General features: G+C 56.3%; 18 protein-coding genes. 3 read left to right on the top strand and 15 right to left on the bottom strand.

Annotated features, from left to right (window positions below; translation table 11 throughout):
- The first annotated feature begins 13 nt into the window (after positions 1-13).
- The 3 genes from GOW31_RS13930 to GOW31_RS13920 all read left to right on the top strand — a co-directional run bounded on the left by GOW31_RS13930 (position 14) and on the right by GOW31_RS13920 (position 2226).
- Positions 14-319 carry a chorismate mutase gene (locus tag GOW31_RS13930; RefSeq protein ID WP_171117503.1) on the top strand — a complete coding sequence of 102 codons (306 nt, stop codon included), beginning with the start codon at positions 14-16 and terminating at the stop codon, positions 317-319.
- A 53-nt stretch (positions 320-372) separates the two neighbouring features.
- On the top strand, positions 373-1263 hold the full coding sequence (gene folD, locus GOW31_RS13925; RefSeq protein WP_171170857.1) for a bifunctional methylenetetrahydrofolate dehydrogenase/methenyltetrahydrofolate cyclohydrolase FolD: 891 nt from the start codon (positions 373-375) through the stop codon (positions 1261-1263).
- Positions 1264-1527: 264 nt separating this feature from the next.
- Entirely contained in the window at positions 1528-2226 is a 699-nt protein-coding gene (locus tag GOW31_RS13920) for a LytTR family DNA-binding domain-containing protein (RefSeq protein WP_371813767.1), read from the top strand.
- A gap of 2 nt (positions 2227-2228) precedes the next feature.
- Here the strand turns inward: GOW31_RS13920 and pdeM are convergent, their stop codons facing one another.
- From pdeM to GOW31_RS13845, 15 genes are all read right to left on the bottom strand, one after another.
- Entirely contained in the window at positions 2229-2891 is a 663-nt protein-coding gene (gene pdeM / locus GOW31_RS13915) for a ligase-associated DNA damage response endonuclease PdeM (RefSeq protein WP_171170852.1), read from the bottom strand.
- Positions 2892-2931: 40 nt separating this feature from the next.
- A complete protein-coding gene (locus GOW31_RS13910) occupies positions 2932-5343 on the bottom strand; it encodes a ligase-associated DNA damage response DEXH box helicase (protein WP_171170850.1) in 2412 nt (803 codons plus the stop codon).
- A 40-nt stretch (positions 5344-5383) separates the two neighbouring features.
- Positions 5384-6691, bottom strand: a complete 1308-nt coding sequence (locus GOW31_RS13905) for an ATPase (RefSeq protein WP_152457240.1) — start codon at positions 6689-6691, stop codon at positions 5384-5386.
- 116 nt (positions 6692-6807) lie between these two features.
- Positions 6808-7353, bottom strand: coding sequence for a prepilin peptidase (locus GOW31_RS13900; protein ID WP_171170848.1), 546 nt, complete (start codon positions 7351-7353; stop codon positions 6808-6810).
- Positions 7354-7356: 3 nt separating this feature from the next.
- A complete protein-coding gene (locus tag GOW31_RS13895; protein WP_171170846.1) occupies positions 7357-8208 on the bottom strand; it encodes a lipopolysaccharide assembly protein LapB in 852 nt (283 codons plus the stop codon).
- Between the two features lie 30 nt (positions 8209-8238).
- A complete protein-coding gene (locus tag GOW31_RS13890) occupies positions 8239-8781 on the bottom strand; it encodes a tetratricopeptide repeat protein (RefSeq protein WP_371419729.1) in 543 nt (180 codons plus the stop codon).
- A 57-nt stretch (positions 8782-8838) separates the two neighbouring features.
- Positions 8839-9813 (bottom strand): type II secretion system F family protein, encoded by a 975-nt coding sequence (locus GOW31_RS13885; RefSeq protein ID WP_171170844.1) that lies wholly within the window; start codon positions 9811-9813, stop codon positions 8839-8841.
- A gap of 10 nt (positions 9814-9823) precedes the next feature.
- Positions 9824-10792 (bottom strand): type II secretion system F family protein, encoded by a 969-nt coding sequence (locus GOW31_RS13880; protein ID WP_152457244.1) that lies wholly within the window; start codon positions 10790-10792, stop codon positions 9824-9826.
- 11 nt (positions 10793-10803) lie between these two features.
- Positions 10804-12246, bottom strand: a complete 1443-nt coding sequence (locus GOW31_RS13875; protein WP_171170842.1) for a CpaF family protein — start codon at positions 12244-12246, stop codon at positions 10804-10806.
- Between the two features lie 25 nt (positions 12247-12271).
- Entirely contained in the window at positions 12272-13507 is a 1236-nt protein-coding gene (locus tag GOW31_RS13870) for an AAA family ATPase (RefSeq protein ID WP_152457246.1), read from the bottom strand.
- A 199-nt stretch (positions 13508-13706) separates the two neighbouring features.
- Complete coding sequence (locus GOW31_RS13865) at positions 13707-14336, bottom strand: OmpA family protein (RefSeq protein WP_152457247.1); 630 nt, start codon at positions 14334-14336, stop codon at positions 13707-13709.
- 17 nt (positions 14337-14353) lie between these two features.
- Positions 14354-15760 (bottom strand): type II and III secretion system protein family protein, encoded by a 1407-nt coding sequence (locus GOW31_RS13860; protein WP_152457248.1) that lies wholly within the window; start codon positions 15758-15760, stop codon positions 14354-14356.
- Positions 15761-15955: 195 nt separating this feature from the next.
- On the bottom strand, positions 15956-16834 hold the full coding sequence (cpaB, locus tag GOW31_RS13855) for a Flp pilus assembly protein CpaB (protein WP_152457249.1): 879 nt from the start codon (positions 16832-16834) through the stop codon (positions 15956-15958).
- Between the two features lie 291 nt (positions 16835-17125).
- Complete coding sequence (locus GOW31_RS13850) at positions 17126-17362, bottom strand: hypothetical protein (protein ID WP_171170690.1); 237 nt, start codon at positions 17360-17362, stop codon at positions 17126-17128.
- 312 nt (positions 17363-17674) lie between these two features.
- A complete protein-coding gene (locus GOW31_RS13845; RefSeq protein WP_117869713.1) occupies positions 17675-17905 on the bottom strand; it encodes a Flp family type IVb pilin in 231 nt (76 codons plus the stop codon).
- Positions 17906-18201: the final 296 nt, after the last annotated feature.

Here is an 18201-nt window from a genome sequence, read left to right as displayed (position 1 = left end):
TGAGGAGATGACGATGCCCACTCTGACACCGCCTCAGAACTGCAACACGATGCAGGAGCTGCGGGCTGAGATCGACAAGCTGGATCGCCAACTGATCGAAATGTTGGTAACGCGCGCGACATATATTGACCGCGCGTCGCAGCTGAAACCGGGCGAGGGCCTTCCGGCCCGAATCCCGGAACGTGTCGAAGAGGTGGTGCAACGCGTGCGTGCAAGTTCGGACGCGCTGGGGATGGACCCGGATCTGGCCGAGAAGCTATGGCGCATATTGATTGACTGGTCGATTGCACGCGAAGAGCGCGTGATTGGCACCGACTGACTGACCGGGCGTTCTGTGCGCCCGATCCGTTTTTTGAAAGAAGGGATCGAAGTATGGTAGCTCAGGTTATCGACGGTAAGGCCTTTGCCGCAAAAGTGCGCGGTCAAGTTGCCGATCAGGTCGCAAAGCTGAAAGAAGAAAACGGCATCACCCCCGGCCTGGCCGTGGTTCTTGTGGGCGAAGACCCCGCCAGCCAGGTCTATGTCCGTTCGAAGGGCAAAATGACCGTTGAAGTCGGCATGAATTCGTACGAGCACAAGCTGGACGTCGATACATCCGAGGAAGATCTGCTGGCGCTGATTGACAAGCTGAACAACGACCTGGCCGTGCATGGCATTCTGGTCCAGTTGCCGTTGCCCAAACACCTGAACGAGGATCTGGTGATCAACTCGATCGACCCGGCCAAGGATGTGGATGGCTTCCACATTTCGAACGTGGGCCTGCTGGGCACCGGTCAGAAGTCGATGGTGCCCTGCACCCCGCTGGGCTGCCTGATGATGCTGCGTGACCACCACGGCTCGCTTTCCGGCATGGACGCGGTTGTGATCGGCCGCTCGAACATTGTGGGTAAACCGATGGCGCAGCTGCTGCTGGGCGATAGCTGCACCGTGACCATCGCACATTCGCGCACCAAGGATCTGCCGGACGTCGTACGCCGCGCCGACATCGTCGTGGCTGCCGTGGGGCGTCCGGAAATGGTGCCGGGTGACTGGATCAAGGAAGGCGCGACCGTGATCGATGTAGGCATAAACCGCATCGAACGCGACGGAAAGAACAAGCTGGTCGGGGATGTGGACTATGCCAGCGCGTCCCAGCGTGCTGGCGCCATCACTCCGGTTCCGGGGGGTGTAGGTCCGATGACCATTGCATGCCTGTTGGCCAACACTTTGACTGCGTGCTGCCGCGCCAACGCTCTGCCCGAACCAGAAGGTTTGACGGCGTAAGGTAATCTGGTCGGGTCGATCTTGTCGGCCCGGCACATTCCTCGGTTGTGCATGACTTCGCGGGACAATCATCGGACGCTCCAGTCAATTTGCCCTGAATAGGTTTGACAGCTTAAAAAATCGTGATATCCCTGTATTCCCAGTTGGTTACAGGTAAGGTGCTTCAGTGCTTGTCGTGCTAAGGTTGAATTTTGTTAAGTCATGCACAAAAGCGGTATGACGTCTGGGATAAACACTATTCGGAATGCTTGTACCCCACAGCGAGTGACGGCGGGCCTTGTCTTTCTTCCATTGCTTGCTTACGCGTTTCCTCCGTTTCTGGTCGCGGATCTGAGCTTCGGTTTGCGTCTTCTTTTCTGGACCGGGGTGATGGTTCTTGCCCTGACAGTCACCGGGTTGGCGCGCAACTTGATGCAGAAAAACCCCGTTCTGTTGAATGTTCCCGTCCGTGATCTGGCATTCGCGGCACTGATCCTGGTTCTGTTCACGCCGTCCCTTTGGATGTTGGCATGGATCCTGTTCACCTGCGGAGGTCACATGGCACCAGGCGCCCAGACCGTGGCGGTATATGGGGTCCTGTTTGCAACGGGCTTGGTTCTTGTGCAACGCAATGATCTGAACCCATTGATGGCCTCGACACCTGAAACCGAGAGGCCGCGCCTGATCAGGCGTCTGCCGCCTGACTTCCATGGTCAAATCCATCGTTTGACGGTCAGGGATCACAATGTGGATATTGTCACTTCGGAAGGCACGTTCACGGTCCGCTCGCGCTTTACGGACGCAATTGCCGAGATGGAGCCGGTTCCCGGACACTGTTCGCACCGTTCACATTGGGTGGTGGACGCATCAATCGTTGGGGTTGAAAAATCGGGGGGCAAAACTTTTTTGCGCCTGATGAACGGCGATCTGGTTCCAGTAAGCCGCAAGTACAAACCGAAGTTGGAAGAAGACGGGTTGATCTGAACTCAACGCGGCATTGGAATCATCTGTGGTTGCTGGCCCGTCAGAATGGCCATGGCGTCCGCGCCCAAAAGATCGGAAAGTGCCCGATCCGAACTGCGCAACCCCCCGGTGTAAGTTCCGTAGGCAGGCAGGATCAGCCGATTTCTGTCCAGCAGAAAGGCAGGTCGTGAAATGTGCCTGCCTTTCGTCCGAATCTGTGCTTTCGGATGAAAATGGCCCGAAATTTCACCTTGCGGCCGATCCTGGGCGATGTGACGAAAGACGAGAGGGCCGCACTGCCATTCGACCAGATGAGAGCCCCCCATCTCGATCGGGCCGGGATCGTGATTGCCTTCGATCCAGATCCAATGGCGCCCGGCCTGCAAAGTCGCAATCCTCAACCCTTCTGCGTCGGGCAAGGCTTGGGCCGCTTCGAGATCGTCAAAGCTGTCACCTAGGCAGATGACGGTTTCGGCGTTGGTGTGTTCCAGATCGCGGGCCAGCCGGTCAAGCGTTTCGCGACTGTCATAAGGCGGCAGCGTAGCCCCGCGCCGACGGGCCATACGTTCGGATTTTCCCAGATGCAGGTCCGAAACACAGAGCAGTTGCCGCGCCGGCCACCATAATGCGCCAGACGGCAACGCATCGAGTTGCTGGCCTGCAAAGGAAAACTTGCACACGTTCATGATACGTTCTTGGCCTGATTCGACATCTTGCGCAAGGGGATCAAAGCTGGTCCAACCCGGCGGCTTCCAGCAGGCGTGCGCTTTCTTCTGCAAGCAGCCTTTCCTCGGCGGCCCCTTTGACAGGCACCTTTCCGACCTCAAGAAACAGCGGCGCGGCCAGTGGGGAAACGCGATCTAGACGCAGCAGGTCGATGCGGTCGCCGATGCGCGCCAGCATTGCCTCGATCCGACCGAAGTCAACCAACCCGCGCATGGCTTCTTCGCGGGTGATCTGCATCAACAGATGATCGGGATCATATTTCAGCAAAGTGTCATAGAGAATATCTGACGAAAACGTGGCTTGCCGCCCGGTTTTCCGTTGCCCGGCCATGTTGCGTTCGATCAGACCGGCAATCGTGGCCGACGCGCGAAAGGTACGCTTCATGACTGCGTTGCCTGCCAGCCATGTGTCCAGCCCGTCACGCAGCGCTTCGGGTTGAAACAAAGGGCGTGGGTCAGTGACCGCATCCAAACCCCAAATCAGCGTGGCATAGTCTGTGGCGACAAACCCCAGCGGCGCCAAACCGGTATCCTCCATCCGCTTGGTCAACAGCAGCCCCAGTGTTTGTTGCGCGTTGCGGCCAGCGAATCCGTATACGCACAGATGCTCTCGCCCGTCGCTTGGAAAGCTTTCGATCAGCAGACGATCCCGTTGAGGCAGGCGGGACATTTGACGCTGCAAGTCCAGCCAATCAGCCGTATGGGAGGGCAGGTGCGGCCAGTCAGTTTGGGCGAACATGCGCAGAATGCGGTCGCTGAGTTGCGTTGAGGTCGCAAATTTCGTGCCCGAGAAGGTCGCGATCTTTGGTTTGCGATCGGCGCGACGGCTGACTTCGACCACCATTTCGCGCAGACCTTCATACCGTACGATCTGTCCGCCGATCAGGAAGGTATCGCCGGAGGTCAGCGAAGCAGCAAAGGCTTCCTCGACTTCGCCCAACGGTTTACCGCCACGGCTGCGTTTAAGGCGAACTTTGAGTGTATCCGTGTCCTGAATCGTGCCCAGATTCATGCGAATGCGCGACGCTGCGCGAGGATCGCGCAATTGCCATTGCCCGTCGGCACGCTTCTGCAACCTTTGCCATCGATCATAGGCGCGCAAGGCGTAGCCGCCGGTGGCACAGAAATCCAGACAGGCGTCAAATTCCGGTCGGGTCAACTGTGCGTAAGGTCCGGCGGATGTCATCTCGGCATATAGATCATCAGCGTCAAAGGGCCCGGCACAGGCCGCAATCAGAATGTGCTGGCACAACACATCGCGGGGGCCGGGGCCTCGGGGTTCTCCGTCCAGTTCATGGGCTTTGGCAGCCTCGAGCGCAGCGACGCATTCGACAACCTCAAAACGGTTCGCAGGAACCAGCAGCGCCTTGGAAGGCGCGTTGTAGCGGTGGTTGGCCCGACCAATCCTTTGCACCAGCCGCTTGACGTTCTTGGGCGCACCGATCTGAATCACCAAATCGACATCGCCCCAATCAATGCCCAGATCGAGGCTGCCGGTGCAGACGATGGCACGCAATTCGCCACGCACCATCGCGGCCTCGACCCGCTCGCGTTGCTGTCGGTCAAGGCTGCCATGATGGATGCCGATGGGCAGGCCGTCGTCATTCGCCAGCCACAGATTGTGAAAGTAGATCTCGGCCTGCGCGCGGGTGTTGTGAAAGATCAGCGTGGTCTTGTGCCGCCGGATCTGGTCCAGCACAGCCGGAATCGAATAGGCCGCGCCTCCGCCGGACCAGGGCGGCATTTCCGTTGTTTCCAACATCTGGATGTCTGGGTCCGGGCCGGGATCGGCCTGCACAATCCGGCAGGGGTCCGGGTGGCGCGCCAGAAAGCCGGCAATTGCCGCGGGGTCTTCGACTGTGGCTGACAGGCCTACACGACGTAGACCCGGGTTGAGGCGCTGAAGGCGTGCCAGGGCCAGCATCAGCTGATCGCCGCGCTTGCTTTCCGCCAGCGCGTGGATTTCGTCGACGATGATCCGCTGTACCCCATCGAACATGCGCGGCGCATCTTCGTACGAGGTCAGCAGTGCCAGACTTTCCGGTGTGGTCAGCAGGATATGGGGTGGATCGGCCCTTTGGCGTTTTTTCTGCGTGGCCGAGGTGTCACCGGTGCGATCCTCGATCCGAATGGGCAGGCCGATCTCTTCCACCGGGGTGCGCAGGTTACGTTTGATATCCGCTGCCAGCGCCTTGAGCGGCGAGACATAGAGTGTATGCAAACCGTTGTGGCCACCGTCGGCCAGCTCGGACAGGGAAGGCAGAAATCCGGCCATGGTCTTGCCGCCACCGGTTGGGGCGATCAGCAGGGTTGCCGGCTCCTCCGCCCGGTCGAACATCTCTTTCTGATGCGGGTGGATGGACCAGCCTTTGGAGGAGAACCACGTACCAATCCGAGCGGGAATCTGCGTCATGGTTGCAGATTACCCGCCCGGAGGAGGGATTGGCACGGCGTTATTTAACGATTTTCTCGTCTTTTACGAACATGTTGGCCCAGGCACGGTCAATCAGGTCCGGGCTCATCTGATAAGGGATGCCTTCGAACTCGCAGATCGAGATCATCTGATCAATCAGGAAGATCGGTTGGTAGTTGGCATAAATATTGTTGATAGTCGGGTACTTGACCTTCAAGAGGTGCACCAATGCCGCCTCGTCCAGCGGCATTCCACGTTTGCGGGCCACCATGGCAAAGATTTTCAGAAAGTTCTCCTGATTGGGGCCGTCAATCTTGATCTTGAAGAAGATCCGGCGCAAGGCCGCTTGGTCGAAGATCTCATTGGGGTGGAAGTTGGTCGAGAAGATGACCAGCGTGTCAAACGGAACTTCGAACTTTTCACCTGATTGCAGGCCGAGGATATCCTTGTTTTCTTCAAGCGGGACAATCCAACGGTTGACCAGCGCCTGCGGCGGTTCGGCCTGACGGCCAAGGTCATCTACGATGAAAATGCCACCGGTGGATTTCAGCTGCAACGGGGCCTGATAGGTTCGGGCGGTCGGGTTATAGACCAGATCCAACATACTGAGCGAGAGCTCACCACCGGTTACGACGGTGGGGCGTTCACACTGAACATAGCGAGAATCGAACCGCTTGCGACGACGCAGGCTGTTGGGGTCGTCCGGCTCCTGTTCGATCGCCGTGTGCACGATCGGGTCATAGACCGTGATCACCTGCCCCGCATATTCGATAGCGTAGGGCACATAGACGTTGTCACCCAACGCATCCCGGATGCCGTTCGAGATTGAGGATTTACCGTTGCCCGGAGGACCGTACATCAGAATCGACCGGCCCGCGCTAACCGCCGGGCCCAGATGGTCCAGCAGGCTGTCGGGCAGAACGAGATGACCCATTGCGCCAACCAGTTGCTCTCGCGTGACTTGAATATTTCGGATCGACTGGCGTTTGACCTGCTCGCGATAGACATCCAGCGGCACCGGCATCGCGCCGAAATATTCGGATTGGCTCAGCGCATCCAGCGCGCGGGCCTTGCCTGCATCGGTCAGCTGATACCCCATCTCATTGCCGCTATTGGCGTTCAGTGTCCCGGTCGCTTCAAGCAGTTTCTGATCGCGCGCGATATCGACCAGTTCCTGAGTTACCGATCCCGGGAGACAGATCGCTTCGGCCACTTCTGAAACCGTGCTCGCGTTTTTACGAAAAACCGTCTTCAGAAGGATGTCCCGCATCATTACAAGCGGAAGCTTCATTTCGCCCAAACCCTTGGGGGCAGGGGGGGCCATAACAGAGGAATTCTGCATATTCATGCGCGGTGCTCGTCCATCAATTTGTCACGCCAAGAACCCGAAAAAGGGCGTCTTGAAGAAAAATGAACCAGCTTTGTGGCGGGACAAAGGCAGCGACAAGGCGCGCTGATGATAGTTTACGATCCGAGAACAGTACCCAAAATCAGGTACATGGCCAATGATCCGCCCAAGGCGAAACCCATCGGAAACTGCTTGCCCCGGCTCCAGCTTTCCCAATGCGGCGCGATCGTGCGCAGCCTTGTGATTTTGGCCAAACGATGTGTGACCACGGCAGCCAGAACACAGGCGGTCAGGATCATCAGTATTATTCTCAGATCGCCCAGCCAGACAAACGCCGAAGCGGCGGCCAGAAATTTGGCATCGCCAGCGCCCATTGTGCCCGCGGCATTCAGAAAGATGCCAGTAACCAAAACCACGACAATATGCAGCAATTGCCAGAAATAGACCGGCATAGACACGGTGACCGGCCCCAGATTGCCGCTGAGGCTGCCTGTGGACCAGGGTGGAATGGCGATCAGACCTATCACGATGTAAACCAGCGTCAGCGCAAGGACTGCATGGTTCTTGATCCGCATCTCACGCATATCCGTGAAGGCCACGTAAAAGCAGATCGGCAGCACAAACGGCAGAAACCAGGCCGCTGCCACTGCGGGTATTTGCATGTGTCAGGCCCCTTCAAGCGCCCGAAGCGAGCGGACCGCCTCGTCGAAATGCTGCGGGTGGGTTGAAATGGCTTCGCGGAACAGGTTCTTGGCTGTGGTGATATCGCCCTGTTTGACTGCCGAAATACCCATCGTGTTGAGCAGACGCGCCCGCTCGACCTGAGTCATCGGGACGACTGGCAGGCTGTAGTTGCCTTGCGCCGATCGGGCCAAAACCAGGTTGTTCTTGGCGGTAAACAGCGAATTGTCCTGTCGGATCGCTTCCGAGAACAACCGCTCCGCTTCGGCATATTCGCCGCGAGTCAATTTGGAATAGCCCCAGTTGTTCATCACACTGCCCGGACGTGTCGTCAGCCCGACAGCGGTTTCATAGAAATGATCCGCGCGTTTCCACTCTTTCCGGGAATCCGCGACGACTGCCTCGAGGCGATACCGTTTGAAGGTTTCAAAGGTGGGGGGAACCGAATCCAGAACCGTTTTGGCCTGCGACCAGTCGCCGTTTCGGACCAAGGCGTCCGCGTATTCAACCTTGTCCGCGGCGTTCGTGCCCTTCATCGTTGTGACGCGCTTCCATGCGGTCACGGCCTCGGTCGTGCGTTTGGCGCGGCCCAAAGAAATTGCCAGTCCGCGCTGAAGATCGATCCGGTCCGGGTTCTTGAGTGCCGCACCATGGAAATAGGTCACCGCCTCGTTTGGATCTGCGGCGCTCAGAAGCACATCGTTCAGGTTTGTTTCGTCAATAACGTTCACTTCCTGAAACGTTCGTTCAACCTTTTCCTCTTCGGTTTCCTTTGCACAGGCCGAAAGGATCAGACCACTGATAACAACAGTCGGAATCAAGAATTGCTGGCGCATTTTTTGCGTCCTTTACTGCTCTCGCCTCAATTACTGGATCTTGCGTAGCGTGAATTGCCCGTCGCCAAGCTGCTCCAGTGTGTATTCTTGTTGTTCTTGTGGGGTATTATTAACAGGATTTTCCATTTTTGCGAGCGCTAAGCGCAGATTGTCCCGGATTGCGTCACTTTCGCCATTGTCCAGCGCATAGGCCCGCTGAAACACTTGCGCGGCCTCGGGGTATTCCTGTTTTTCCATCAGCAGGACACCGAGATTGTTCCAGGCCACCGGCCAGTCCGTGTCGTCTTCGACGGCTCTGCGCAGCAGTTTTTCGGCCTGTCCCAAGCGGCGTAGCCCCACATTTGCGGTACCCAGAGAGGTTAGGACCTGGGGCGTCATACCCTGTTCAAGCGCGGCCCGGGTAAAGGTTTCAAGCGCCAGTTCGTATTCTCCGGCGGCCATCAATCTGTTTCCGACCTCGATGTTGTCCTCTGCCTGACCCTTGGCGTCAATTCCCGGTGCATCCAATCCGTTGGATGACAGGCCTTCTGTGCAAGAAGCCACCATGGCAAAAACCATGGTGGCCCGGAGCATTCGGCGAAACCCGGAAGGGAAGCACCTGAATTCAGCTTTCATATGGTTCTATCCGACCTAGCGTCCAAAACTCGAAATAACATTCGCCGACGGGCCAACCAGAATAATCAGCAGCGGCGGGACCGTCAGCATCATTGTGACAAGAGTCATCTTGGTCGGCAACTTGTTCGCGGCCTCCTCGGCGCGCATCACGCGTTTGTCGCGCATCTCGCCGGCGTAAACCCGCAACGCCTCGGCAATCGATGTACCAAATGTCGCCGATTGGATCATAACGGTGACAAAAGAGTTCACATCCTGCACACCACATCGCACGCCGAAATCACGCAGGACGGTGTCCTTGTCCTTACCAGCCTTCATTTCGTGCGCGACAGTTTCGAATTCCTGCGCGATATCCGGATATGACGCACTCATTTCGCTGGCAACGCGAACGATGGCCTGATCAAGCGATTGACCGGCCTCGACACAGACCAGCATCAAATCGAGCGTATCAGGAAAGCCAGCGGTAATTGCTTCCTTCCGTTCTTCAACCCTGCGCGTGATCCAGTATTTTGGAGCGAAATAGCCAATCGCACCGGGGACAAGCACCCGGATCATCATCTGTGTTCCGGTAAATTCCTGGCCGCCGGAAAAGACCGTGACCAGCAGTACACCAATGAAAATACCAAGGATACCCAAGGAAAACTGCGCAAAGTGGAAGAACCGAACCGAATCCTTCGACCTGTAGCCCGCCTGGCGCAGCTTCAGCTCGACGGCCGAGTATTCTTCTTCGTTCTTGGGCTCAAGGAATGTTGCGAACTTCTCAAGCTGCTCGTTTCGGCTTGAGTTTCGAAGCTGCTCTTTCTTCCCTTTTTTCTGCTTTGGAGGAGCCGCATTCGATCTTTGCAGTTTCTTCAGCGGGTCTTCCGGCTGCTTCATCATCAGTGTGACAGCGACCAGAACCATCAGCAGGCCAAGTACGCCGACAATGATAAGGGGGCCGAATTCGCCCAGATGTTGGGTTAACAGGTCATTGATGCTGGTCAGGAATTCCATTGTGCTGCCCTCAGACCTTGATGTTGGTGATGATTTTCATGACGATCAGGTTCAATGTCAGCAGGATGGCGACAACAAAACACGCGGGAATAAACCATGGGTGATCCAGCACCTCGTCGTAATAGCCCGGGTCTTTGACCAGGATAAAAATCAGACAGGCAACGGGAAACCCGGACAGGAACTTGCCGGACCATTGTGCCTCGGCCGTAATCGCCTTGACGCGACGGAACAGGCGAAAACGAGCGCGGATCACCTTTGCCAATCCGGCCAGAATTTCGGCAAGGTTGCCGCCGGATTGCTGCTGAATACCCACGGCTACGGCAAGAAAGCGCATATCCTGCATGTCCAATCGTTCAGCCATGTCCTTCAGCGCCTCGCCCACATCGCGACCATAGGCACATTCATCAGCGATAACGCCAAATTCGGTTCCCAGCGGATCCTGAACTTCGTTTGCAACCACCTGAATCGTCGACACAAATGGATTGCCAACACGCAGAGATCGAACCATCAGCTCAACCGCATCGGGCAGTTGTTCTTCGATCATACCCATGCGTTTCTTGGCCTTGTGGTTGACCCAGGCGTAAACGCCGCCGATGCCGATTGCGATGGAAACAACGATACGAAGTGCCGTGTCCGTTGCGGTGCCAATGCTCAAACCGACAAAGGCCATGGCTGATACCAGACCCATGATCATAATCAATTGACGTGGAGAGAACGCGATTGCAGCCTTTTGCGCCTTGTCAGCAAGAAGTGAGTACAGAGGAATGCTCTGCGATTTCATATGCTGCTGCATCTCTTTGCGCAGCTGCTCCAGCACCTGTTCGCGTCCGGCACCCTTTTCCAGCATATCCAGGCGTCGGTTGACCCGGCTGTTCAGGCTGATGGACTTGCCGAAGGCGACAAGATAGATGCCCTCGACCAAGGCAAGAACCCCCACAAAGATGGCGACATAAATGATCGCCTCCATAGGCAATTGCATACCTGGTTCTCCTACATTGTGGTTGGGTCGTAGATGGACGCTGGCAAGTCAAAGCCCCACAGACGGAACCGTTCCGAATAGTGGCTGCGGACGCCAGTGGCGGTGAAATGCCCGATGATCTTGTTGTCTGGTGTCAGGCCAACGCGTTGAAAACGAAAGATTTCCTGCATGGAAATCACGTCCCCTTCCATCCCGGTGATCTCGGTGATCGAGGTCATCCGGCGTGAACCGTCCTGTAGGCGGCTGGCCTGCACGATCAGGTTCACAGCCGAGGCGATCTGACTGCGGACCGCCTTGATCGGCATTTCGATCCCGGCCATCGCGATCATGTTTTCCAGACGTGAAATGCCGTCACGGGCCGAGTTGGCGTGAATCGTGGTCATCGATCCGTCGTGACCGGTGTTCATGGCCTGCAACATGTCGATGACCTCGGCGCCGCGTGTCTCACCCACGATGATGCGGTCAGGACGCATACGCAGGGCGTTTTTCAGACAGTCGCGCGGGCTGACTTCACCTTTGCCTTCCACGTTGGGCGGGCGGCTTTCCATCCGACCCACATGCGTCTGTTGCAGCTGAAGTTCCGCCGTGTCCTCGATGGTCAGGATCCGCTCGGCATCGTCGATGAAACTGGACAGGGCGTTGAGAGTGGTTGTTTTACCCGAACCCGTACCCCCGGAAACGATGATATTCAGTCGGGTGGACACGGCGGCCTGCAAATACGCGGCCATTTCTTCGGTGAACGCACCGAAATTGACCAGGTCGTCAATTCCCAGCTTGTCTTTCTTGAATTTACGAATGGAAACAAGCGATCCGTCCACCGCGATCGGAGGCACCATGGCATTGAAACGCGATCCATCGGCCAGACGGGCGTCAACATACGGGTTGGATTCATCGACGCGGCGGCCCACGGCGGACACGATCTTGTCGATGATCCGCATCAGGTGCTTTTCATCCTTGAAGGTAATGTCGCTGAGTTCCAGCTTGCCGGCACGTTCCACAAAAATCTGTTGTGGACCATTCACCAGAATATCGTTGACCGAATCGTCCTGAAGCAGCGCCTCAAGCGGGCCAAGGCCCGTCACCTCGTCATACAGTTCCTTGTTCAGTTGGGACCGGTCTTCGCGGTTCAGAACAATGTTTCGTGTTTCCAGAACTTCACTGGCGATAGCACTGATTTCAGTGCGCAACTCGGCTTCGCCGGCGTTTTCCAGCGCTGCCAGGTTCAGGTTCTCCAGCAGCTCGCGGTGCAGTTCGATCTTGATCTCACCCAACCGCTCCTTGCGTTTGCGGTCTTTGTCTGAACTTGCGACCTCACCTGCAATCTTTTTCACGGGTTTGCGTGCCACCGCGGTCGCAACAGGTGTCGCCTGTGCGGAAGACGCCGTTGTTTCAGCCGGTTGTGCCGGCGTTTTGACGGGCTGCGCTGCAGGTTGCTTTTTGTATCTTGAAAACACGGCTTATCCCCCCTTTGGGATGATGTTACGCAGCTTCTTCGGCACTGCTGCCGAGGCTGTGAAGCGACTTCGCCAGCTTTGCGATTTCCCGGCGCAACGGGTTCTTGGCGGCCGCATTTGCCAGAGGCAGACCATGATCCCCACTTTGCATGACCGGTTTGCCACCATCAGGCAGCAGCAGGTCGATGGAGATTCCAAGACTTTCCCCCATGCGTTTCACGCGGCTTTTCCCGTTCAGATCGGTAAATTTCGGCGCTCGGTTCAACGCAAAACGCAGCTTGTTGAATGGCAGTTCCTCTGCCTGCAACGCACGCTTCAGACGCAGGGCATTCTGGGCGGACCGCATGTCCAGCTCGATCAGGGCGAAATACACATGGGCGGCCTGCAAAACTGTTTCCGACCACAGGACCAGCGTTTTTGGCATGTCGACAATGACATAGTCGAAATGCGCGCGCGCCATGTCGATCACGCGCTGAATGTCTTCCGGAGTGATCAAGTCCAGTGGCACCATATCGGAGGGTGCGGTTAAAACCTGAAGCTTTTCTTCATATGTTTGAAGGGCTTGCGAGAATACTTCGCTGTCCATCGCATCGGTGTCCGACAGCATTTCAAACACGGTCTCTCGTCGCGGCAGATCCAGATAGGTGGAAACGGTCCCGTATTGCAGGTCCAGATCGATCAGACACACGGTCGGCGCGTCTTTGTCAGAGGCACAGGCCAGTTCCCAGGCCAGGTTAACGGCCAGTGTCGTTGCACCGACACCACCTGCCAGGCCCTGAACGACAAACAAAGCGCCTTCTTTGGACGCGCCGCCGGCCAAAGGAACGGCGGCTGCTTGCGCAACGGCAACCGGGTCGGGCTGCTTCATACGCTCAATGGCTTCCTGCAATTCGCCTTCGGGAAGAGGATAGGGCACGAACTCGTCAGCACCCTTGCGTAGCAGTTGGTGCAGGGATGCCGGAGTAACATCCTCGGCGATCAGAACGACTTTTACTTTCTTTTCATTGGCTTGAGTGATTATCTCACCTAGCAGAGAAAGGTTGTCTTCGTCTTCTCCGTCGATCGCCAGTGCTACGAATTCCAGCGTTTCAGCTTCGGGTTGGCTGAAAAAGGCCAACGCTTCTGCAAATCCCAGATCTCCCCAGCGTTCGCCCAAGATGGCTTCCATGTCTTCGATCAGAAGGTCGAAATTCTGAACATCCCGACTGATGGTGCAGGCCAAGATTGCAGTATTGTCGTCTTGCGGCGTCGCGCTGGTCATAAACACTATCCTCGTCGTGAGGGCTCAGCATGTCATATGAACGAAATCCGCCAGATTGATGTGCTGTCGCCCCAATACGGTCAAATTTGGCCGCAGGTCACCCTATTGTTCACAATGTTGCTTTGAAGTTGGGCGAGAATTGGGCGCAAAAGAACCAATTGTAGGGAAATGGGCGACGATGTCGCCCATTTCAAACGTATTATCCACCGCTGCCAGCGTCTTGGGCGTTCACTTCCTGAATCTGGCTTACAGCGGTCGCACTTTCCACATATTCGCGGTAAATGATCTGAGCGTACTTGCCGTCCAGAAGCTGCGGGTTGCGATCAACGAATCCCGAAACTTCAGTGACCGTTCTGCGATTCCTGCGATCCCGGTTTTGCGTTGCGATCAACGGTTGCGTTTTGCCAAACGATACCACCGCCTCAAGCCGTGAGCGCGAGATACCCTGCTGCCCCAAAAACGCGACGACTGCTTGAGCGCGGCGAAGGCCAAGGCTTTTGTTGTAGCTGGCCGACCCCACAGCATCCGTATGTCCGTAAACGCGGAACCGGGCCTCGGGGAACTGCTTGATCCAGTCAGCCTGTTGCAAAAGAATGCGCTGAGCCGAAGCATCGAGTTGCGAGCTGTTGAACGCAAAGTTTACCTGGCTGGGTACATCCGCGGCAAACCGGCGGCTGAGAATCTGCGCGTAGGTTAATTCGCCGCTTTGTACCTGGACGTTGTTGAGCGTCGCGTTTCCGAAAGTGCCTGTATCGATCTCGTACCCGGCCTCGCGGGTGCATGCGGCGACAGCGACCGAAAGACCCAGTGTGATGATCCACTTATGCATTGGTCCTATCCTCCTGATCAATCTAGGACGTAGCCGTAGGAGCTGCCGAAGTTCTGCTTGGCAACCTCTGACGCTCCGCCGGCGCCCGTGCGCTGTGTGCGCGCCACCTGGCCGTTCAAGAACAAGTCAAATTCGCTGGGCGGTTTGACCCGATCGGTTGGAAGCGCAAGAGTTTCGCCCCGAGTCGGTGAAACCAGATGCGCGGTGATGATAACGACGAGTTCACTTTGCTCGCGCTGGTAGTTGGCGCTGCGGAACAACGCGCCCAGAACCGGCACATCCCCCAACCATGGGATCTGGTTGCTCAGATCCGCGAAATCGTCCTGGATCAGGCCTGCAATGGCAAAGCTTTCACCATCGCGAAGTTCAATCGTTGTTTTGGCCCTGCGGGTGATGAAGCTAGGAACCGAATCCCCGTTGATGGTAAAATCCGAGCTGTTGTCGATACTCGAAACAGCCGTGCCCATCTCAAGGTTGATCAGATCGCCATCCACGACGCGTGGGATGAAGTCCATTTCAACGCCGAAGGCCTTGTATTCGATGGCCACAACGCCGTCATCCTGCGGTACCGGGATGGGAACTTCGCCACCGGCTAGGAACGATGCCTCCTGGCCGGACAGCGCGGACAGATTCGGCTCGGCCAGGCTGCGGGCCAGCCCCTTGGTTTCCAGAGCTTCCAGCAACAGGCGAACCTGCGTCGAACCCGCGCCAAACCCAAACAGGATGGCACCGGTATTGGCCTGAACTGCCGGAATGTTGTTCGCCAAAGCGTTGTTCAGTGCGAACTGGTTGTTGAGCGTGTTAAAGCCTCCGGTAACGTCGCTTCCACCGAAGCCAAGCGACGCTGTCAGGCTTTTGGCGACCGAGCGGTTCATCTCTGCAAAGCGGACCTTCAGCATGACCTGCTGCACACCACCGACCGACATCAGGTTCGAGACACGCTCGGGGGCATACCGTTCAGCCAGTTCCAGCGCGCGCGCCAGTTTGGCCGAGCTGGAGATCGTACCGGACAAAACAATGCCATCATTGGCTGTGCGAACCTCGATTGGTTCGTTGGGCAGGATTTGACGCAGACGTTCCTTGAATTCTGTAACATCCGGTGCGACCCTGACGCGGACATTGGCCAAAAGATTGCCCGCGCCGTCAAACAGTGTCAGCGTGGTCAGGCCAGGCGCCTTGCCTAGAACATAGATCGTGCGCTCCGACAACGACGAGATGTCTGCAATGCCGGCATTGGCAATGCTGAGCTCTGCGAAAGGTTGTTCGCTTTCTACGACGATTGCGCGGTTCATCGGGACGTCCAGTGTTTCCACAGTCCCTTTTTTCACCACGCGCAAAGTTTCAGCCCAGGCGGTGTCGCCAATGGGGCCCATAACAAGCGACAACCCCAGCAGGGTTGCGCTGATCCAGGTACGTATTGTCATGTGACCTGCCTCTCCGATCACGCCTCGTTTTTTTGGGTCTTATGCCCTATGGGAGGAGAGACTGCGCGAAATCCGAATTTATTGCAATAATCAATGGTTTCCGTAAGTTTCCTTATGTGGGGAATTGGCAACATCCGCAAAAAAATGAGCCGCACCAAGGGCGCGGCTCTGAACCTGTAACGTTCTGAATTGGCGTCAATTTGTGCAGGGGATAGGCACATTTACAATTTCGCCACCGCGGCGAATACGTGTCGTGCATACCCTTTCGGCTTTTGCTTCTGGTTCCGGCGCGGCTTCTTGAATTCCCAACAGCTTGCGCTGATCCACTTCAATCGTAGAGGCAACGGACTCATCCTGTACCCCAACCAGAGCCAAGGAAAGACGCCCCGTGTTCTGAGCCTGTGCCAAAGCCGCGACCTGTTCAGGTGTGGCTGCGACCGTGACTGTACGTGCAATGGTTGTGTTGGTGACGTCTGAACCAGCGGTCTGATCGACGGCAATGAGCTGCACGTTGGTTTCGATCAGGCGGGTAATTCCGCCGCTGTTCCCTTCGATGGTTCCACTGGAACCGGTCCAATAGATGTCGACACTGTCGCCGGGCCGCAGGAAACCTGAAACGCCAGAAGCTACGTCAACGCTGATCGCAAAGGCACGCATACCTTTTTCCAGACGTGACGTCAGGCCGGCCTTTTCGCCTGGACGAGTGATCTTGACCTCCATGATCGCTTCGTCTTTTTCCATTGCCCTCAAAACGAAACGTTCATTTGCGCCGCTTTCGGGGAACAGGGCTGTGAGCTCTGTGAATGTACCTTCCGGAATCGCGTTTTCCGGCCAGTCAACTGCGCGGATATCTTCCTCCGTCAACCGCTCGCCGTATTTAAGGGCGCGGTTCGATACCAATACAGTGACTGTCGGAACAACATCGACTTTGGCATTGGCCAGAGCCTCTTCCGCAGCAAGCCTTTGGCGGGCCAGTTCACTTTGGTAAGCCGCGATATAGTTTCGCGCCATGTATACGGCGCCCCCGGCCAGTGCAACGCCGACAATCAGGACAAGTCCGAAAACTGCTCGCATGCGTGTACCTCATTCTTTTGTTTGGTCGAATACTTAGCGGCCAAGGAACCACATTGAAACAGCCTATTTGCTAACCGCAAATTGTGTCGAAATGTGGGACAAAAATGCCTGATTGTCAGATTTCTGCGCCTTCTTCCGCACAATTCCGCATGGTTATTGTTACCTTTCCCATGATTGCCAGCGGACCGAGCGTAACAAAACAACGCTGCACCCAACGGGCGCAGCGCTTTGCTTCGAAAGGGTTAAGCAAGACGTTTTTGGAAACCAGCCAGAGCGCGCACCAGCTGCAACTTAGCCGCCGCCGGCAGTTCCCGCCGTGATAATACCAGAAGGTGCAGTATTCGAGCCGGTGCTGACGACGGCGCTGTTCATGGCCCCGTTGATATTGCCGCCCATGCTGTCGACGCTTGAGCTTATTACAAGGTAGGTCGCGCCCGACAATCCTATGACCACTGCGGTCAACACCACCCAGTCAACTGTCACCGCTCCTGCTTCGTCAGATTTGAACTGATTAAGGAACCTTAACATGTGCTTATCTCCAAATACGTCGCGTCAGTGCTAACAACAGGTTGGCCTAAAACTGGTTCGCATGGATGGCGAAAGTTGGGCTAAATATTGATTTCGTAGGGAAATTTTGAGTTCCTACCAGGTTTTGCGCGTTGGTCGAGTTGATCGGGGCAGAAGAAACGCGGCAATTACAGCAAAACGCCATGATCGTCGCGATTGCCTTCACAACTTGCGCGCGGGCAGGCTCCAGCGAACTTGGGATGGAGCAGTTTCAGATCATAAAAAAGGCCGCGCCCGATGAGCGCGGCCTTGGAAATTCTCTAGATCAGCAACTTAGTTGCTTTTGCCTTCGCCGGTGATACCACCTGTCGCGGTGTTGCTGCCGGTGCTCAGCGATGCGGCGTTCAGCGCTTCGTTTACGCCGGTTGCCAGGCCAGTGGCGCCAGCCGAGATCTGCTGATAAGCAACGGCGGCCAGGCCGATGACTGCTGCGGTCAGAACAACCCAGTCAACTGTTACTGCGCCGTCTTCGTCTTTGCGGAAGTTCTTGATGAACTTGATCATGTTACGTCCCTCCTAAAGGATCAAAAAGAGTTTAACAAACCTAGGCGTCTTTCAGAGCTTTCTCTCTCAGTCCGCTCATGTCCGTCTCGGTATGGGACTATGTTTGACCGTTGGGCGTGGCAGGAATTGGGCCAAACACAGATTTTTTTTCGCGCGGCTTAACTTTTTGGTTATATTTTTTATAACATCATGAAAATAAAAGATAAAAAAATCACAACGGTTGAAGCAAAGGCTCTATAGCGATGCAAAATTGCGCCAAATGAGGCGAAACTGCCCCATTTCGCTTTGTTTTTCTG

Source organism: Ruegeria sp. HKCCA0370 (assembly GCF_013033705.1).
In the GTDB taxonomy this organism is placed as follows: domain Bacteria; phylum Pseudomonadota; class Alphaproteobacteria; order Rhodobacterales; family Rhodobacteraceae; genus Ruegeria.
Note: the sequence above shows the minus strand (reverse complement) of the source record. Positions and strands in the feature narration are given on the sequence as shown.

Coding starts and splice junctions, on each gene's coding strand:
- GOW31_RS13930 (WP_171117503.1), top strand. CDS start 14: ATGCCCACTCTGACACCGCCTCAGAACTGCAACACGATGCAGGAGCTG.
- folD (WP_171170857.1), top strand. CDS start 373: ATGGTAGCTCAGGTTATCGACGGTAAGGCCTTTGCCGCAAAAGTGCGC.
- pdeM (WP_171170852.1), bottom strand. CDS start 2,891: ATGAACGTGTGCAAGTTTTCCTTTGCAGGCCAGCAACTCGATGCGTTG.
- GOW31_RS13910 (WP_171170850.1), bottom strand. CDS start 5,343: ATGACGCAGATTCCCGCTCGGATTGGTACGTGGTTCTCCTCCAAAGGC.
- GOW31_RS13905 (WP_152457240.1), bottom strand. CDS start 6,691: ATGAATATGCAGAATTCCTCTGTTATGGCCCCCCCTGCCCCCAAGGGT.
- GOW31_RS13900 (WP_171170848.1), bottom strand. CDS start 7,353: ATGCAAATACCCGCAGTGGCAGCGGCCTGGTTTCTGCCGTTTGTGCTG.
- GOW31_RS13895 (WP_171170846.1), bottom strand. CDS start 8,208: ATGCGCCAGCAATTCTTGATTCCGACTGTTGTTATCAGTGGTCTGATC.
- GOW31_RS13890 (WP_371419729.1), bottom strand. CDS start 8,781: ATGCTCCGGGCCACCATGGTTTTTGCCATGGTGGCTTCTTGCACAGAA.
- GOW31_RS13885 (WP_171170844.1), bottom strand. CDS start 9,813: ATGGAATTCCTGACCAGCATCAATGACCTGTTAACCCAACATCTGGGC.
- GOW31_RS13880 (WP_152457244.1), bottom strand. CDS start 10,792: ATGCAATTGCCTATGGAGGCGATCATTTATGTCGCCATCTTTGTGGGG.
- GOW31_RS13870 (WP_152457246.1), bottom strand. CDS start 13,507: ATGACCAGCGCGACGCCGCAAGACGACAATACTGCAATCTTGGCCTGC.
- GOW31_RS13865 (WP_152457247.1), bottom strand. CDS start 14,336: ATGCATAAGTGGATCATCACACTGGGTCTTTCGGTCGCTGTCGCCGCA.
- GOW31_RS13860 (WP_152457248.1), bottom strand. CDS start 15,760: ATGACAATACGTACCTGGATCAGCGCAACCCTGCTGGGGTTGTCGCTT.
- cpaB (WP_152457249.1), bottom strand. CDS start 16,834: ATGCGAGCAGTTTTCGGACTTGTCCTGATTGTCGGCGTTGCACTGGCC.
- GOW31_RS13850 (WP_171170690.1), bottom strand. CDS start 17,362: ATGTTAAGGTTCCTTAATCAGTTCAAATCTGACGAAGCAGGAGCGGTG.
- GOW31_RS13845 (WP_117869713.1), bottom strand. CDS start 17,905: ATGATCAAGTTCATCAAGAACTTCCGCAAAGACGAAGACGGCGCAGTA.